The following is a 15,902-nucleotide window of genomic DNA, read 5'->3' as shown; positions in this document are numbered from 1 at the left end:
TAATCAGTTTTTCAACATTTTTAGTGATGGATATTAATAGGCTTAATAGCAATCCATTCTAATCTGCTTACGGTTTTGGTAATGGCTAAGGTCTTTGCCCAAGTGTTCGTGGCAGAGTTGCCGTAATTCCAGTAAGACCTCGTTTTGCATGGCAAGGGACCCACAGATCATAATGCAACCTTTCTTTTTCAAAACCTCTATAAATAGCTCTTTATCCCGTTGAATAAGGTGCTGTACGTAAATTTTTTCAGCTTGATTTCGGGAGTATGCAGTATTAAATTTGGTCAGTTTTCCATCCTGAATAGCCTTTTCAATATAATCTTTGTAAAGTTGAAAGGAACCGTTGGTCCTGGCCCCCCAATACAAATGGATTTCTTTTCTTTTAATGTTTTCCTGTATCATCCCCAAGAACGGACCAATCCCTGTTCCGGTAGCAATGAAAATGTTTTTTTTGGCCTTTTTCGGAAAATGGAAATTTCTATTATTTATAACAGTGGCTGAAATTTTTTCATCTTGTTCCAGTTGATACAAATAGTTGGAACAAAGGCCCTGTGGATGCCTTCGGATGCTGATCACTAAAGTATCATTATTTAGTTTTCCTATGGAATACAGTCGTTCACGAACACCTTCCGCTGGCGCCAAGGATAACAAGTCGCCTGAAATTGGGTTTGCTCCATTTAGATTTTTTAGGCACAAAAGAAAAGTGTCATCTTGGGGTAGTTCGGTTTTATTTATAATTTTAAAAGACGAGGGTGGCTTGGAATTGGAAATCAATTTGGGTTTTTTCAGCTGTAAGGGGAGGCCTACTTTATTTGCCCAAGCTTTGGCCCATTGGTTGAATGCTTCAAAAGATTGATCGTTCACTGTAAATACATCCAGCAGGGCAGTACTGTTTTTAGCTGAGTTTAAGGCGTCATTTGCGGTGTAAGCATATTGGCAGAAATGGGGATAGGCTGTAGAACCAAAACCAACCACACTAAATTGGAAAGCTTGTTTTTGGTGGTTTTTTTTAACAAGTTGGAGGAAGTTTTCGGCTGTCGCCGGAGCTTCTCCTTGTCCGTACGTAGCCGTAATGATGATTAGATGGTCCATTTTTTTAAAATGGGTGTATTGATTCATCAATGTGAGGTGACTTTTCTTTCCTGCCGATAGAAGTTGTTTGTGTAATTCCAACGTAAATTGAAGGGTGGTGCCACCCTCCGTACCTACCAAAATAACAAATTCACTTTCATTTTTGGAGTGTTCATTTTTTATCTTGGCTTTGGGCCTTTTGAAATATACAATGAAGCCTGTAACGGTGAGAAAGGGTATCGCTAAACTTCCCAAACCGAGTACCATCGACCATAAAATACTACCTTCCCCGGTATGCAATACAGTTGCCCACGAAGACAAAACTTTTATTGTAGGATGTGTTTCTTCGGCCAGAATGTCTCCCGTAACTTGGTTGAGGTATATTTCCCTATCCTTGAGTTGAATTATATAATAATCTTCTACAAATTCAGAGAAAGGAAATTCCAATTCCCGAAGTTCTGATAGGGGGGTGGTTTTAAAAAGGTCAAATTCGGTGTAATCTTTTAGTGGTTCCTCCTGTATGGAATCGAAGTCAACTTGTAGGGAGACGGGAGAATCCGGTATAATATCAAAACGGAGTAAGGAAAGATATACTCCCGTTAGAGCCAATGCCAAAAGTGGAATTAGGGCAAATCTTGCGTAAACAACATGATGGTATTGGGAAAAATTCTCGCGGACAACAGGCGCAAAAAATTGCTTGTAACCACCTTGTCTCTTTGCAATGAGCACTATGCCCGAAATACTGATAAGGATTAAAAGGAAAGAGGAAAATCCAATTATAAAACGGCCTGTGGATTTAAGAAAGAGAGAGCGGTGGAGGTTGGTGGCAAATTGAAAAAGTGGCTTTTTTTGAATAAGACTTCCCAGTTTTTCACCAGTGAATGGATCAATGTAAAATTCATCATTTTTTCCATCCATGATAACCGTAGCGCTTACGAAACCGTTTCGATCTCGCGACACTGCCAAAACCTCTTCATATTTAGCATTGATATTCTTTAAGGTCTCGGCCAAAGAAAGGTCATCGGCCCCGACAACACTGTAAGGCTCAATTTTATTCGAAATTGGCTCAACAGCAAGAATAACACCGGTGACCGATGCAATCAAAAGAAAAATAGAAGAGGCAATAGCAAATAGTAAATGCCCATACCTCCAAACCGATACAATCATATAATCTATCTATTGGGAACCATTCTTATATAACGGATGTAACCTTTACCTTCCACCTTTTCCTTTATGGTAGCCGAATTTAGTTGAATTTCGGCATCTACGGAATGATATTCCTGATTCTCCACGGCCGACTCAAAGCGAACTTTGTAACCCGCATCAATTTGGGAAGCGTTAAAGCCTAATGAGATGATGTTTCGTTCGCCGTTGCCAATGGTGGCTCCCGTAATGGCATCTATGTTTTCCTGGGCCCCATTACTGAATTTCCACCAGTTTTTTAAATCAGGAAACCATTCCTCATCGTCTCCCTGAACATAAAGGGTCTTTTCGTATTGCCCTTTAGGGTTGATCAGCGTAACCACTACATAGGCTTTTTCACCTGTATAGTTGGTCATCTGTATCATACATTTATAGCTTACTTCCGGTTCTTTTATAAAAGAGGACAACACGAAAATTGTAGATGCCAAACACAGGGCTCCTACTGCTTTGATCATTATATTTCTCATGGAATATTAGTTTAAAAATTTAAGATCAACCTTGTTTTTGGCCAACAGTTCGTTCTCACTGGCCAGGTCGTATGCAGTTTCACCAAACTCGGTCGTAGACTGTAGATCAGCTCCATTATTTATCAAATATCTTAGGATGTCTGCATTGTCTGTCGTCATGGCCGCATAGTGCAGTGGGGTATTTCCATTGGTATCCTTGCCATTGACATCCGCACCAAATGCACTTACTTTTTTCAGTAGCCCCAGGTTGTTCTTGGAAACCGCTAAATGCCATACCGAGCTATTATCGCCCTGTAGTTGTTTAAAATCAAAGCCATTATTTTTCAACGAGGCCAACTTGGCATCAAAATCACGAGGTATACCCCGGCTGGCAAAGAGGTAAGAAGCCAGGTTGTTTCCTTTGCTGTCCTTAATGTTCACATCGGCTCCTTTAGAAATCAGGTAAGAGACCACCTCACCACTATTACTTTGAACGGCAACCGCCAGGGCCGTACGGCCATCTTTATCGGCATGGTCTATATTATCCGCCTTATCGGCAAAGTATTTTACAGCTTCTATTTTATTTCGTGCCGCCGCAGTCAACAGAGCAGTGTTACCCTCATTATCAACTGTATTTGGGTCTACCCCTTTCTGTATGAAATAATCGAAAATCTTGGTGTCTATGGACGAACTTGCCAAATTATGCAAGGGAGTTACACCTTTTTTAGTCTTTACCTTGGCACTGAGGCCTATACTTTCTAAGTATTTATACAAAGCAAGGGAGCTTTCCCTGCCCTTGCTGGCAAAGAAAATAGCATTTTCAGCAGTGGCATCATTCTTTGCTGTGGAAACGCCCCTTTCCTTCAATTGCTTAAGAATTTCAATATTACCACCTTGTGCGGCGTAGTGAAAGATACCATTGCCTTGGTGATCCGTACTATTGATATCCAAACCTTTATGGATAAAATAGTCGACCAGCTTTAGGTCTTTGGCCCTGGAGGCGGCCACATGAAGCGCGTTGTTTCCATGGTGGTCTTGTTCTTTTTGAATGTCAGCACCCTTGTCAATAAGATAATCATAGATGTCCGTATCTGTCTGTCCGCTGGCAGCGCTAAATGATATAGGTCCCCATCCGTGAGAGTCGGCCATGTCTAATTTGGCACCTTTTTCAACCAAGAATTTAACAATATCAAGATTACCACGGGATGCGGCCCAAAATACGTAGGTACGGGAGTCATGGGTACGTTTGTTTACATCATTGCCCTGTGAAACCAAATACGCAATAGTACTTACCGGGTTGTTGCCAAAGATAGCGAAAGTAGTGGCATCAAAACCTCCACCATTGGCAGCTGTTATGGAATGTCCTTCTTTTTGTACTGATTTAATATCGTCAATAGTTGGTAGCGATTCCCAATAGTCCCTGTTTAAAAAAGGATTGCTCGATTTTTCCATGATTCTTTGTGCTGTGGCGCTAAATCCTATTAGGCCTGTAGCAACAACAAGGGCAATGGTCTTAAAAATAGTAGTTTTCATTTTCTTGTGATTTTGTGTATTTGAACATCTAAAACCATTATCGAAACCGTGGTTCCGATAACGGTCTTTAAATTTATGGCAGTGAAGTAATCCTAGGTATACCGGTATTGATCTATAAGGTATTGACTTTGGCATTCAAATCCACTTCTTTTTATATTCCCTGGTAGGGATTATAATAGTGTCTGGTAGCAATATCTACCGTTTTGTGTACGGGCGGCCAAAGCTATATAGGATTACTTTGATGCTGAAAATAACTCCTGTGGGTTTAAAAAACGCCTATAAAGTGACTTCCCGCTACGTTTACCAATTCAGCTCCTTTGGTTACTTCACCAGTTTCGGTATCTACTATGTATATATTTCCGTTTTGCCCTACAGGGGCTTGGGTAAGGTATATTTCAGTTCCGTCGACTACAAAGCCTTGATATTGGAAAAGGTAGAAATCTGGGTCATAGGGGATAGCTTCGATTTTTTGTGCCGTTTTAGCGTTCAAATCGGCCAAAGCAAAAAATCCTTGCGCTCCTGCTACTCCTTCTACAGAACCATCATGCCGGTAGGCAATAACTGCTTTTCCATTGGCTGCAGGCCTCCAAGCAAGGATGTAAGCACCTTCTACCCCTAAAGCATCGTCTAGATTAAATTCATAAGCATCGTCATATTCGTTGTCAGCATCAATCTTTAAAATGTAAGAACCTTCTGGGTCGCCCTGATTTGCCTGATATACACTACCGTTATATTCGAAGGAATTAATACTGCGGTATCCATTTGTATTTCCGTGACCTACCGCAGAGGTAATTACGGATGGGTTCAATAAAGAAGGGTAGTCCAGTACAATGGTTTTGGAACCTAAAATCTCATAATCACTATCATTTTCAGCAGTAGCAGGATTTACTTTGCTTAAACGTGCACCAATATATAATTTATTTCCAGCTGCATTTAAAGTAGGCATATCGATTCTTGAAATATAGTAACCGTTAGCTTCTTCCTCAGCACTTAAGGCAACACTGTGTTCTTGAAACTCTTTTATTGATGAGTTGACCAAATCCAAAGTTACTACACCAATGGTAGCCTCTGTACGGCTATAATTATCGTTTTCATCAAACTCATGTTCTGTTGAGACATACACTGCCGCCCCTGTTTGATCCCCGTCAAATAGCTTTATCCATCTTGGAGCGGTGCCTACGTAAGGGGCAATGCTTACCTCGGTACCTGTTGGTGTAAAGGTTTGCCCCCCTTCTACGGTGTACTTTGTATAGTTGCCACCGGTATCTCCCGCGTAACTAATATTAAAAATGGTGTTGCCATCTTCGGAAGATTGTAATCTTGCCGTTCTATTGGACGGTGCTATAAAGCCATTTTGAAAAGGCTCAATTGAAACTGTTGGGTCTTTGGCATCATCGCTAGAAACTGAATATATTAAAGTTCCTCCATTGCCGTCGCCAGGGTTGTCGCCCATTTTGGCTCCGGCAACGGTAATCCATCTAGTTTCTTCCGGATTGTCGGTACCCGGTGTGGTTATGGTATCGTCATCGCTGCTACATGCGCCAATTAGACCAGCTGTTAATACAATGGCAGCAAAGGTTTTAAGGTTTAAAAATGTTCGTTTCATTTTAGGTATTTATTAAAAGGTTAAAATTTATTAATTGCGTAATTCAGTTTTAAGTAAAAAGCCCGTCCCGGCTTTTGTACGGAAAGATTATCGTAAACGGGTTCGTCCAATATATTTTTGATGTCAAAGCTCAGCACAAACCTGTTTTTTGGAAAATTGTAACTAAGTCCTATATCTTGTGCCAATTGTCGGGGTACTTCAAAAAACTCATTGCCCACGGTGTTCGTCCCCTGTGCGGTCAGGAATGAAAATTCATCAGTGAAATAGACATTGTAGAAAAGGTTTAAACGTGATCTCTTGAGGAATACATTTTCAAAGGAGTAGCGTAAACCACCGTTCATTGTAAAGAATGGGGTATTTGGAACGTCTATCTCGATACCTTGATTCTCAATTTTTAAATTGAAACGCGAAATGTTGAAATTGAGACCAAAATTATGGTTGTAGGTGTAGTTTAATTGTGCGTCTATTCCTTTGGATGTACCACTGCCTTGATTTACGTATACAATTAATTCGTCATCTACATTTAGTGAAGTTTCAATAGGTAAACCAATTCTATCCTTGATGTTTCGGGTAAAAACATTTGTTGATATGGTAAAATCATGCTTATCGATATTAAACGTCCCAAACCTGAAGCCTAAGTTGTAGTTGTTACTTTTTTCAGGATCTATACTTGAATTGGCTACAACATTGTCTCCATCGTTCCCAAATACTTCGGTTTCGTTTGGCAATCGGATGGCTTTTTCTGCTGAAGCCAAAACTGTTACATTACGGATAAGGGCGTAGGAGGCCGCAAAACCATATCCATCGTAATTCTTATGACTGCTGACAACTTCATCAACTACCAGATCGTTTCCGTTGACGTCTGTTTCTATGGCGGGATCAACACTTACTGTTTTTTGTTGATAGTGTTTGCCAAATAAACTGGCTCTTAATTTTTTGTCAAAAGCCGTTAATTCATAGGTTAAGGAATATATATTTTTATGTAGATCCCTGGTTCCTATAAATGTATTTTCCAGTACAGATCTTAATGCATCACTATCTTCTCTATCAATACTACTATATACATGGTTCAATAATACCTTGTGGTGGTCATTGATGGAATAGGATACTCCTGTTCTAATGGAGGCAACATTTCTTTTTATTTTTGCCAGGGTAGGACCACCTTCTTGTTGAGAACCCCAAGTGTACTCAAATTCATCTCCTCTAAAATCAATAGCCCGTTCACCGCTCCAACTATAGGCCCATGCTACGGTATCGGTGACAGCACGATTTCTTTTACCGTACAGACCGTTTATAGCAACATTGAGGCCAGGGGTGAAAAGGTCTTTCTTTTGGTAGTTTATACTTGCCAAAAGGGCATCGGATTCCAAGTGCCTATCCTTGTAGGGGGTAATGGTCATAAAAGCCCCGTGTTGAACTTCTTTATAATCATCCGAACCGGTAAGGCCTATGAAAAATTGGTCTGCCCATTTTACATCGGTATAACCAATTTGGGCCATTCCACCTGTAGACCTATAGGCGTCATTGAACCTTTTTGCTGTGATTGGTGTTTGTACCCCTCCTAAGCCTGTAACTACAACACTTCTACCCGAAACTTTGTAATTGTTATCGGAATAGTTATGGAAAAAGGACGCTTTAACGGTGAACCCTGATTCATTAAAGCGATACAACCCGTTAGTACTGGTTTGAAAGGTGTTGAAGGATCCATAGGAAACCGAAGTATTGAAATTGGTTTTTGTATCCTTATGAAGTACAATGTTGATGGCGCCACCTAATGCGTCGTCCGCCAGATGTCCGGGAACAACCCCTTTGTATACCTCGATATTTTTAATCATTGAAGGTGGTATACTATTTAAGTTAAAGGAAGAGCCATAAGTTGAAATGGGAATGGCGTCGATGAATATTCGAACAGAGTTTCCCGATAATCCGTTTAAACTATAGCTTACATCTGAGCCCAATCCTCCATTTTGACGAATTTTCACACCAACTGTAGTGTTTAGCAATTCGTTTGTCTGAATATTCCGCAGACTGGCTTCTTGGGTTTTTACTGCATTTACGGCAAAACCTTCTGTCTCAAGCTCTGTCTCTTTGGTCTTTCCATTAACGGTTACCTCGTCCAGATTTTCTAAGGATTCCTGTAAGGTAAAATCAACTTTAATGTCCCTGTGGTTTTCATTTACCTCAATTATCATTGAGCGCGAACGGTAACCTAGAAAGGAAACCACTACCCTGTGCTTGCCTTTGGGAAGCTTCCCAATGGAGTAGTCCCCATTGTCGTCCGTGAGGACACCTAATTGTAAGCCTTCCAACAATACACTTGCATAGGGTAATGGCTTTCCCAAGGCATCACTTACCCTTCCGGACAATGTGCCGGATGTTTTTTGACCTTGTACAGACCAGATTATGACCATTAAAAAAAGTTGTAGTAATCTTTTCATTAAATAATTGCTTATTCTTATTAAGATTTAATCTAAATAAATAACTTTGCAAATCTAAATTATGTTTTCAGTTGGGACTAACGAGAAAGGAATTATTAGTAACGAATAAAGAAGTAAGGAATAATGGACTGTGGAATTTAAGGAGGTCCACCCCTATACACAGTGATGTAGATCAAATGGTATTGGAAAAATCCTCCAGTGCTTTTATCTCACATGAACTTAAGGGCAAGATAGGGGGGTGGCAAGAAGAGATTAGAATGGACAAGGCCATGATCCTGATACGTAAACTGTCTTTGGTAGAGGGGGTTGTGGAAGAGGTAGAAGGCCAGGATTCCTATATAGGGATACATTTCGTATTGCAAGGCTCCTATGAGTGTATGCGCCATAAGGATTCTGTTAATTTGCTTATACCCTCTGGTTCATATAATATTGTTCACTGGTCCAAAGATGTAATTGAACAGAAACTTAGTGGCCAAAATTACGTGGCCTTGGAAGTATTTTACAAGGTAGAATTTCTTGAAGAAATGTTGGGGAAAGAGTGTAGAGTGGATGGTAATTTGTTTGAGGATAGTACTGCCCTTGGTTTTTGGAGCAGATCCAAGCCAATAACTATGCCAATGCATTTAGCGATGAATGACATATTAAATTGCAGTTTGCCCGGCAATGCCAAGGTGCACTATCTGGAATCTAAAATTAAATTGTTGCTTATTGATTTATTTTTGGGGCAAGAAACACAGATTGCGAGGGATAGGGAGGTGTCTTTATCCACATCAGATTATGAAACTATTGAAAATTTGGTTCGCTATATCGAGACCCATTTAAAAAAACCATTGACTATTAAGGAATTATCGGCTGTTGCTGGATATAATACTACAAAATTAAAAAGCTATTTTAAGAAGGTCCACAATACTACCATTTTTAAGTTTATTACAAGTCTGCGAATGCAAAAGGCCAAAGTATTGATTCTTGAGGATAATTATACCATAGCCCAGGCTTCTTATGAGGTAGGATATTCCAACCCACAACATTTTACAGTGGCATTTAAGAAAAACATGGGATATTTGCCAAGTACCTTGTTGGGAATGGACCAATAATTAGCAGTGTTGTTATGTATATGAGAGCAACGATTCCAAGATTTTTTCTACGCCGTAATTATCATTGCTATCGGCACGATAGTTGGCAGCTTTTATTACGTTGGGGTGGGCATTGGCCATTGCAAAACTAAAATCGGCCATTGCCAGCATTTCCAGATCATTATTGTAATCTCCAAAAACCATGGTTTCCTTTCTGCTTATCCCATACTTTTCCTGAATATGTTGAAGCGCATATCCTTTGTTGGCGTTCATATGTGAAATATCCAACCAATTCTCGCCAGAAACTTTCACTTTTAATTCGGATTCCAAATGATTTACCAAAGGGTAGATGTACTTTTCAGAACTTTCAAAATGATAAATGGCTATTTTTAAGACTTCCCCATCAAAGGAAGAAATATCGTTTAGGATGCTGAACTCGGAATAGTACTCCTTTAATTTGTTTACAAAATCATCGGATTTTCCATTGATATAGGCATTGTTCTTTCCGCATAATACGGGATGTATGCCTTCAACATTTCTTAATAGTTCTATAGTTTTCTTAATGGTATCCTGGTTCAAAGGGGTAGCCAATAATTCCCGGTCCCGCTTTTTAACAAAAGCTCCATTTTCCGCTACAACTATGATATCATCCTTGATGGTATCCAATTTGTCCACTATACTGTTGTATTGCCGCCCGCTGGCGGCCACAAACCTAATGTCCCTTTTTTTTAATTCTTCAAATAATTTGAAGAATTTATTACTTACTTCATGTTTGGAGTTCAATAAGGTGCCATCCATATCGGTGACCACCATTTTTACCTTTGATAGATCCATTCAAATAAATTAAGATGCAAAGGTATTTGATATTGACCTAATTAATGGCCTTCTTGCATAAAGTTTCACATTTCTTAATATTTATCGAAATTTGAATAATTTATATACTCTAATAGTTATGCTGTTTTATCAGAAAGAATTGCGTTTAAAGGCCTATAACAGGGGCTTTCATTTAATTACGGATACTATACTGGAACACCTACCGCACTTAAATAGGATTAAATCAGGTATGCTGCAGGTGTTTATAAAACATACTTCAGCAAGCCTTACCATAAATGAAAATGCGGATTCCACTGTAAGGTCCGATTTTGAAAGTCATATGAATATTATGGTTCCGGAAAATGCTCCCTATTACCTTCATGATTATGAAGGTTCGGACGACATGCCGGCGCATATAAAATCCTCCTTGATGGGAGCCTCCGTGCAGATACCAATTAGCAATGGAAAATTAAATTTGGGGATTTGGCAGGGTATCTATTTGTGCGAGCACAGGAATCATGCAAGTGGTCGTAATTTGGTAGTTAGCTACTTTGGGGTCTAGTCAACCGTTTTTTATTAGTGAAACTCAATATTGGGAAGTCGGTAAGGCGCACTTAAAATTGCAAGTTGAACTAATCCCGCCTTTTTCGGCGGGATCTAGGTTCTATACCTCTACCCTAGGGTCGATTCCTATTAATGGCAGGCTTGCCCTGAGGTTTAATACCTTTTATTTAGTAAATTAGTGAAATACGAATTTTAATAAATTGGGCATGGCTACAAAAGATATGATATTGGATAAAATACAGATTCTGATCACCAATAAATTTAAAACGCCGGAGGAGGCCTATAATTTTTTTGATGAAGATGGGGATGGAAAACTCAAAAAAAGTGAGATTGTTGAATTGTTGAAAAAGGCGGAAATAAGTGGCTTTTTACGAGGAATTGTTTCTTCCAAGCTAATTGAGGGTTATGACAAATCTGGCGATGAGTTGATAGATTGGGAAGAATTTAAGGCGGCAATCAGTAAAATAAAAACGACCTAACAATAGTTGGTTCTGGGATCAATCCCAAAAGTTGTGTGTGAATTGCAAGAAGATATAATTTACTATCTCAAGTTTGTGTTCTGTTCATTTTTTGCATCGCCCAAATGCGTAGCATTCATGAATACCATTAAAAATCAATAGACCAGCCGATGAATAAAAAACGACCAGGGCCGAATAACCAAGGTACGGTGTACCTTGGTTAGGAGGAGCCAGCTGTAGCCATGGCCAGCTGATTTTAAATTTCTTTAAATCTACGCATTTTCCACCGCCGCGCCGTCCAGGCCGCTTTCACTAGGGTGAAATGCTCTTTGGACAGCTACCTGAACCCAATGTGGAAACCACTTGATTTAAGACGAAATTGAAAATAGGCCGGTCCTTTCGTTCCGTCAACCTTCATGTGGGGAAAAGTCATTTTCCGTTATTAAAAACCTTTGAGCATTGTCCTCAAGGTCTATGGTTCGGTCGTTCTTCTTCCGTAGAGGAGATGGCATGGCCGTTAAGAATTATTGAAGCCTTGGAAATAATTTAGGCCATGGCATCGGTCCTTAAAATCCAGGGATTTTAGGGACCACCTAGCGAAGAAGGGTCTTTTCTTTTGTTTAGCTCATGGCTGGTTATTTTCCTAATTATGTATTCGTGAACCTGCGGTTTCGTTTTATTCATTGCCTTTTTATTTTATAATAAGGTATTCATGAACCTCCTGCGTCGGTTTCATTGGGCAAGCAAAGAAATCGAAGATTCACGAAAACTATTAAAAAACTATAAAAACCACTTGAGTAAAATGATAGAATAATTTAGTCATTGGTTTTACTAGATTGCTCCTATTAATTAAAACTATTGATCCAAAAACGCGACTGATCAAATTATTCCTAATTTGTCATAAACACAATAATTGTTTCTGATCTTGGTTTAGAGTTGAGTATTCTTTAGCAATATTAACAGGGCATAAAAAAACCTGTTCCATTTGGAACAGGTTTTTATAAGCGAGATAAGTTTATTAATTTATTTTACTTTGTTCACAATAGCTTTGAAGGCCTCTGGGTGGTTCATGGCCAAATCAGCCAAAACCTTACGGTTAAGCTCTATGTTATTGGCTTTTACCTTGCCCATAAACTGGGAATAGGACATTCCGTGCAATCTGGCACCAGCGTTGATACGGGTAATCCATAGGGAGCGGAAATTTCTTTTCTTGTTTCTACGGTCTCTGTAAGCATATAACATTGCTTTTTCAACCGCATTTTTGGCTACTGTCCAAACGTTTTTACGTCTTCCAAAGTAACCTTTGGCCTGCTTCATCACCTTTTTTCTTCTGGCTCTGGAAGCAACTGAATTTACTGATCTTGGCATAATTTTAATTGTTTTTTGTAGTAGGCGATCCTATATTGTAGAATACTTTAACTGCCTAACTCCAGGGTTAATAATTACCGATGGAACGATTACTTTAAACGCAATTGTTCCTTAATACTGTTAACATCCGACTCGTGAACTAATCCAGAGTGGGTTAACGCAAGCTTACGCTTTTTAGACTTCTTCGTAAGAATATGGCTCTTAAAGGCGTGCTTTCTTTTAATTTTACCACTACCAGTAAGCTTAAATCGCTTTTTGGCACTGGATTTTGTTTTCTGTTTAGGCATTTTCTTCCTATTTATTAATTTATCTCGCTTACTATCTTTGTGCTAAAACAAGCTTAGCACTTTATTTCGTGTAACCAAAGCCAATTGGGCAAGGATTATTTTTTAGTTTTTGGGGCGATGAACATGGTCATACGCTTTCCTTCAAGTTTAGGCATTTGTTCCACTTTGCCCAAGTCCTCCAATTCGGAAGCCAATTTAAGCAACAGTATTTCCCCTTGGTCTTTATAAACAATGGAACGACCCTTGAAAAATACATAAGCTTTTAGCTTGGCACCATCTTTTAAGAATTTTTCTGCGTGTTTCTTCTTAAACTCATAATCGTGGTCATCCGTTTGTGGACCAAACCGTATTTCTTTTACGATCACTTTGGTGGCTTTGGCCTTCATGACCTTTTCCCTTTTCTTTTGCTCGTAAAGGAACTTCTTGTAATCTATAATTTTACACACTGGAGGATCTGCTTTAGGGGAAATCTCCACTAAGTCCAATTCCAGTTCTTCCGCTTTGGCCAAGGCTTCACGGGTGCTATATACACCTACTTCTACATTGTCGCCAACCAACCTAACCTTGGGCGATGAAATGCTTTCATTAATGTTGTGAGGGTTTTTATTTTCCCTCCTAGGTTGGGGTCTAAATCTTTTTCTAATTGCTATGACGTAATCTTTTTAGTTAAACATTTACTACTCGATCCTCTTTCCGTTTTCATCTCTCTTTGGGAGAGCTTGGATCTGTTTTCATAAACAAATCCGGTCGAGGCATTTTTAAAACGACTTTAAGGTACTGTTTATTTCATTTACTACCAAGTCGGTAAAGGCTTTTACGGAGATGGCGCCTAAATCTTCGCCACCGTGTCTCCTTATGGAAATCGTTTCCTCTTTTTCTTCATTCTCCCCTACAATCAGCATAAATGGGATTTTATTCATTTCTGCTTCACGTATTTTTTTGCCTACCGTTTCGTTTCGGTTGTCAATGAGGGCGCGAATGTCGTTATTTTCCAAGGAATTTAAAACTTTTTGGGCATATATTTCATGTTTTTCGCTGACAGGCAGGATTATAGCCTGCTCCGGCATCAACCAAAGTGGAAAATTACCGCCTGTATGTTCCAGTAATAAGGCTATAAAACGCTCCATACTTCCGAAAGGAGCCCTGTGGATCATTACTGGTCTATGCAGTTCATTGTCACTTCCTTTATAGGTAAGGTCAAATCGCTCCGGTAAATTGTAGTCCACTTGTATGGTTCCCAATTGCCAGTTCCTGCCAAGGGCGTCTTTTACCATAAAATCCAACTTTGGACCGTAAAAAGCAGCTTCACCACTTTCAATAACAAAATCAAGACCTTTTTCCTTGGCTGCATTGATAATGGCATTTTCCGCCTTTTCCCAGTTTTCTACAGATCCAATATATTTCTCGGGATTATCCAAATCCCTAACGGACACTTGGGCCGTAAAATTCCCAAAGCCCAAAGATCCCATTACATATAGGGTTAGATCTATAACGTTCTTGAACTCGTCGGCCAATTGGTCCGGAGTACAGAATATATGGGCATCATCCTGGGTAAATCCGCGTACCCTGGTAAGGCCATGCAATTCGCCACTTTGTTCGTATCTATAAACAGTTCCAAATTCCGCGTATCTTTTGGGGAGTTCCCTGTAGCTAAAGGGTTTGGTGTTGTATATTTCACAGTGATGTGGACAGTTCATGGGCTTTAATAAGAACTCCTCGTCTTCCTTTGGGGTTTTTATAGGTTGAAAGCTGTCTTCCCCATATTTTGCATAATGCCCAGAGGTTACGTAAAGTTCTTTCTGTCCAATATGTGGGGTAACTACCATTTCGTATCCGGCCTTCTTCTGGGCTTTCTTGAGGAAATTTTCTAAACGTTCCCTTAATGCCGCTCCTTTAGGGAGCCACAAGGGGAGTCCTTGGCCTACTTTCTGTGAGAAAGTGAACAATTCCAATTCTTTTCCCAGTTTCCTGTGGTCTCTTTTTTTGGCTTCTTCCAATAGTTCCAGATACTCGGTAAGTTCCTTCTGTTTTGGAAAGGAAATACCGTAAACCCGGGTCAACTGATTATTTTTTTCGTTCCCTCTCCAATAGGCACCTGCGACACTCAATATTTTAATGGCCTTTATGATGCCGGTATTGGGAATGTGTCCTCCCCTACATAAATCGGTGAAGGTATCATGGTCACAGAAGGTAATGGTGCCATCTTCCAGATTTTCTATAAGTTCTACCTTATATTGGTTCCCTTGTGATTTGTATAGCTCCAATGCCTGTGCCTTGGTAACGGAGCGCATTTTAAAATCGTGTTTTCCCCTGGCAATTTCCAAGGCTTTCTTTTCAATCGCAGGAAAGTCTTTCTCTGAAATAGTGCCCTCGGCCAAATCCACATCATAATAAAACCCATTGTCAATGGCTGGTCCTATGGTTAGTTTTACACCGGGGTACAATTCTTCCAGAGCTTGGGCCACAACGTGGGAGGTGGAATGCCAGAACGCGGTTTTTCCTTCTTTGTCGTTCCAGCTGTACAGAATAAGGGATCCATCTTCATTTAAAGGTGTAACCGTTTCAACAGTGACTCCATTAAATTTTGCGGAAATAATATTTCGCGCCAAACCTTCGCTTATGCTTTTGGCTACCTCTAAAGGGGTAGTTCCTTGTGCATATTCCCTTATGCTTCCGTCCGGTAAAGTTATTTTGATCATGCTTTTTTGTCGTAATAAGTGTGCAAAGATAACATCTAGTATTTATGTTGGCAATATATATAGGAAGGATTTTGTATCGGTATACCAAGTTAGGCCTTGGCGCCCCCTCTTTTTGCCGTTCCGTTCGGCCTGCGGTCTTGGGCTGGCATGTCCACTTAGGGGGGGGCGTTCCTGTTTTAACGTTTCGGTGTTTTGCGGTCAGGGAAAAAAGTGTTAAATTGTTCTCCCTTTTTTGCGGGATGGTTCGTTGCAAGATGCTTGTTGACAGCGTGTTGTGCGCATCCTGTTTAAAAAGGCAAAAAAAGTTTAAAAAAACCCTTGTGGATTTAAAAAAGGGTGGTAG

General features: G+C 39.8%; 13 protein-coding genes. 3 read left to right on the top strand and 10 right to left on the bottom strand.

The window, feature by feature from the left end:
* Positions 1–42 precede the first annotated feature (42 nt).
* The 5 genes from C7972_RS20830 to C7972_RS20810 form a co-directional block, all read right to left on the bottom strand.
* Positions 43–2,238 (bottom strand): PepSY domain-containing protein, encoded by a 2,196-nt coding sequence (locus tag C7972_RS20830; RefSeq protein WP_110358104.1) that lies wholly within the window; start codon positions 2,236–2,238, stop codon positions 43–45.
* A gap of 5 nt (positions 2,239–2,243) precedes the next feature.
* Positions 2,244–2,741 carry a DUF2271 domain-containing protein gene (locus tag C7972_RS20825; protein ID WP_110358103.1) on the bottom strand — a complete coding sequence of 166 codons (498 nt, stop codon included), beginning with the start codon at positions 2,739–2,741 and terminating at the stop codon, positions 2,244–2,246.
* Positions 2,742–2,747: 6 nt separating this feature from the next.
* The gene (locus tag C7972_RS20820) at positions 2,748–4,253 is read right to left on the bottom strand and encodes an ankyrin repeat domain-containing protein (protein ID WP_181422957.1); all 1,506 of its coding nucleotides are present in this window, start codon (positions 4,251–4,253) and stop codon (positions 2,748–2,750) included.
* Between the two features lie 265 nt (positions 4,254–4,518).
* Positions 4,519–5,859: a hypothetical protein gene (locus C7972_RS20815; RefSeq protein WP_110358101.1), complete on the bottom strand. Its 1,341-nt coding sequence runs from the start codon at positions 5,857–5,859 to the stop codon at positions 4,519–4,521.
* Positions 5,860–5,879: 20 nt separating this feature from the next.
* Complete coding sequence (locus C7972_RS20810) at positions 5,880–8,297, bottom strand: TonB-dependent receptor (RefSeq protein ID WP_110358100.1); 2,418 nt, start codon at positions 8,295–8,297, stop codon at positions 5,880–5,882.
* A 71-nt stretch (positions 8,298–8,368) separates the two neighbouring features.
* On the opposite strand from C7972_RS20810, the gene C7972_RS20805 reads away from it, so the two are divergent.
* Entirely contained in the window at positions 8,369–9,391 is a 1,023-nt protein-coding gene (locus tag C7972_RS20805; protein WP_110358099.1) for an AraC family transcriptional regulator, read from the top strand.
* Positions 9,392–9,403: 12 nt separating this feature from the next.
* Here C7972_RS20805 and C7972_RS20800 read toward each other — a convergent pair whose 3' ends face one another.
* Positions 9,404–10,204, bottom strand: coding sequence for an HAD family hydrolase (locus C7972_RS20800; protein WP_110358098.1), 801 nt, complete (start codon positions 10,202–10,204; stop codon positions 9,404–9,406).
* Positions 10,205–10,322: 118 nt separating this feature from the next.
* Here C7972_RS20800 and C7972_RS20795 point away from each other — a divergent pair, with 118 nt between their 5' ends.
* Both C7972_RS20795 and C7972_RS20790 read left to right on the top strand, forming a co-directional pair.
* Complete coding sequence (locus C7972_RS20795; protein WP_110358097.1) at positions 10,323–10,745, top strand: secondary thiamine-phosphate synthase enzyme YjbQ; 423 nt, start codon at positions 10,323–10,325, stop codon at positions 10,743–10,745.
* Positions 10,746–10,953: 208 nt separating this feature from the next.
* On the top strand, positions 10,954–11,226 hold the full coding sequence (locus tag C7972_RS20790) for an EF-hand domain-containing protein (RefSeq protein ID WP_110358096.1): 273 nt from the start codon (positions 10,954–10,956) through the stop codon (positions 11,224–11,226).
* Positions 11,227–12,228: 1,002 nt separating this feature from the next.
* On the opposite strand, the gene rplT is transcribed toward C7972_RS20790, so the two are convergent.
* The 4 genes from rplT to thrS form a co-directional block, all read right to left on the bottom strand.
* Positions 12,229–12,573 carry a 50S ribosomal protein L20 gene (rplT, locus tag C7972_RS20785; RefSeq protein WP_031444752.1) on the bottom strand — a complete coding sequence of 115 codons (345 nt, stop codon included), beginning with the start codon at positions 12,571–12,573 and terminating at the stop codon, positions 12,229–12,231.
* A gap of 89 nt (positions 12,574–12,662) precedes the next feature.
* Entirely contained in the window at positions 12,663–12,860 is a 198-nt protein-coding gene (rpmI, locus tag C7972_RS20780; protein WP_110358095.1) for a 50S ribosomal protein L35, read from the bottom strand.
* A 95-nt stretch (positions 12,861–12,955) separates the two neighbouring features.
* Positions 12,956–13,510: a translation initiation factor IF-3 gene (gene infC, locus C7972_RS20775; RefSeq protein ID WP_083260705.1), complete on the bottom strand. Its 555-nt coding sequence runs from the start codon at positions 13,508–13,510 to the stop codon at positions 12,956–12,958.
* Positions 13,511–13,618: 108 nt separating this feature from the next.
* Positions 13,619–15,559, bottom strand: a complete 1,941-nt coding sequence (gene thrS / locus C7972_RS20770) for a threonine--tRNA ligase (protein ID WP_110358094.1) — start codon at positions 15,557–15,559, stop codon at positions 13,619–13,621.
* Positions 15,560–15,902 lie beyond the last annotated feature (343 nt).

The sequence above is a fragment of the Arenibacter sp. ARW7G5Y1 genome (assembly GCF_003201775.1).
Lineage (GTDB): Bacteria > Bacteroidota > Bacteroidia > Flavobacteriales > Flavobacteriaceae > Arenibacter.
Note: the sequence above shows the minus strand (reverse complement) of the source record. Positions and strands in the feature narration are given on the sequence as shown.

Coding starts and splice junctions, on each gene's coding strand:
- C7972_RS20815 (WP_110358101.1), bottom strand. CDS start 5,859: ATGAAACGAACATTTTTAAACCTTAAAACCTTTGCTGCCATTGTATTA.
- rplT (WP_031444752.1), bottom strand. CDS start 12,573: ATGCCAAGATCAGTAAATTCAGTTGCTTCCAGAGCCAGAAGAAAAAAG.
- C7972_RS20810 (WP_110358100.1), bottom strand. CDS start 8,297: ATGAAAAGATTACTACAACTTTTTTTAATGGTCATAATCTGGTCTGTA.
- rpmI (WP_110358095.1), bottom strand. CDS start 12,860: ATGCCTAAACAGAAAACAAAATCCAGTGCCAAAAAGCGATTTAAGCTT.
- thrS (WP_110358094.1), bottom strand. CDS start 15,559: ATGATCAAAATAACTTTACCGGACGGAAGCATAAGGGAATATGCACAA.
- C7972_RS20830 (WP_110358104.1), bottom strand. CDS start 2,238: ATGATTGTATCGGTTTGGAGGTATGGGCATTTACTATTTGCTATTGCC.
- C7972_RS20790 (WP_110358096.1), top strand. CDS start 10,954: ATGGCTACAAAAGATATGATATTGGATAAAATACAGATTCTGATCACC.
- C7972_RS20795 (WP_110358097.1), top strand. CDS start 10,323: ATGCTGTTTTATCAGAAAGAATTGCGTTTAAAGGCCTATAACAGGGGC.
- C7972_RS20800 (WP_110358098.1), bottom strand. CDS start 10,204: ATGGATCTATCAAAGGTAAAAATGGTGGTCACCGATATGGATGGCACC.
- C7972_RS20820 (WP_181422957.1), bottom strand. CDS start 4,253: ATGAAAACTACTATTTTTAAGACCATTGCCCTTGTTGTTGCTACAGGC.
- C7972_RS20825 (WP_110358103.1), bottom strand. CDS start 2,741: ATGAGAAATATAATGATCAAAGCAGTAGGAGCCCTGTGTTTGGCATCT.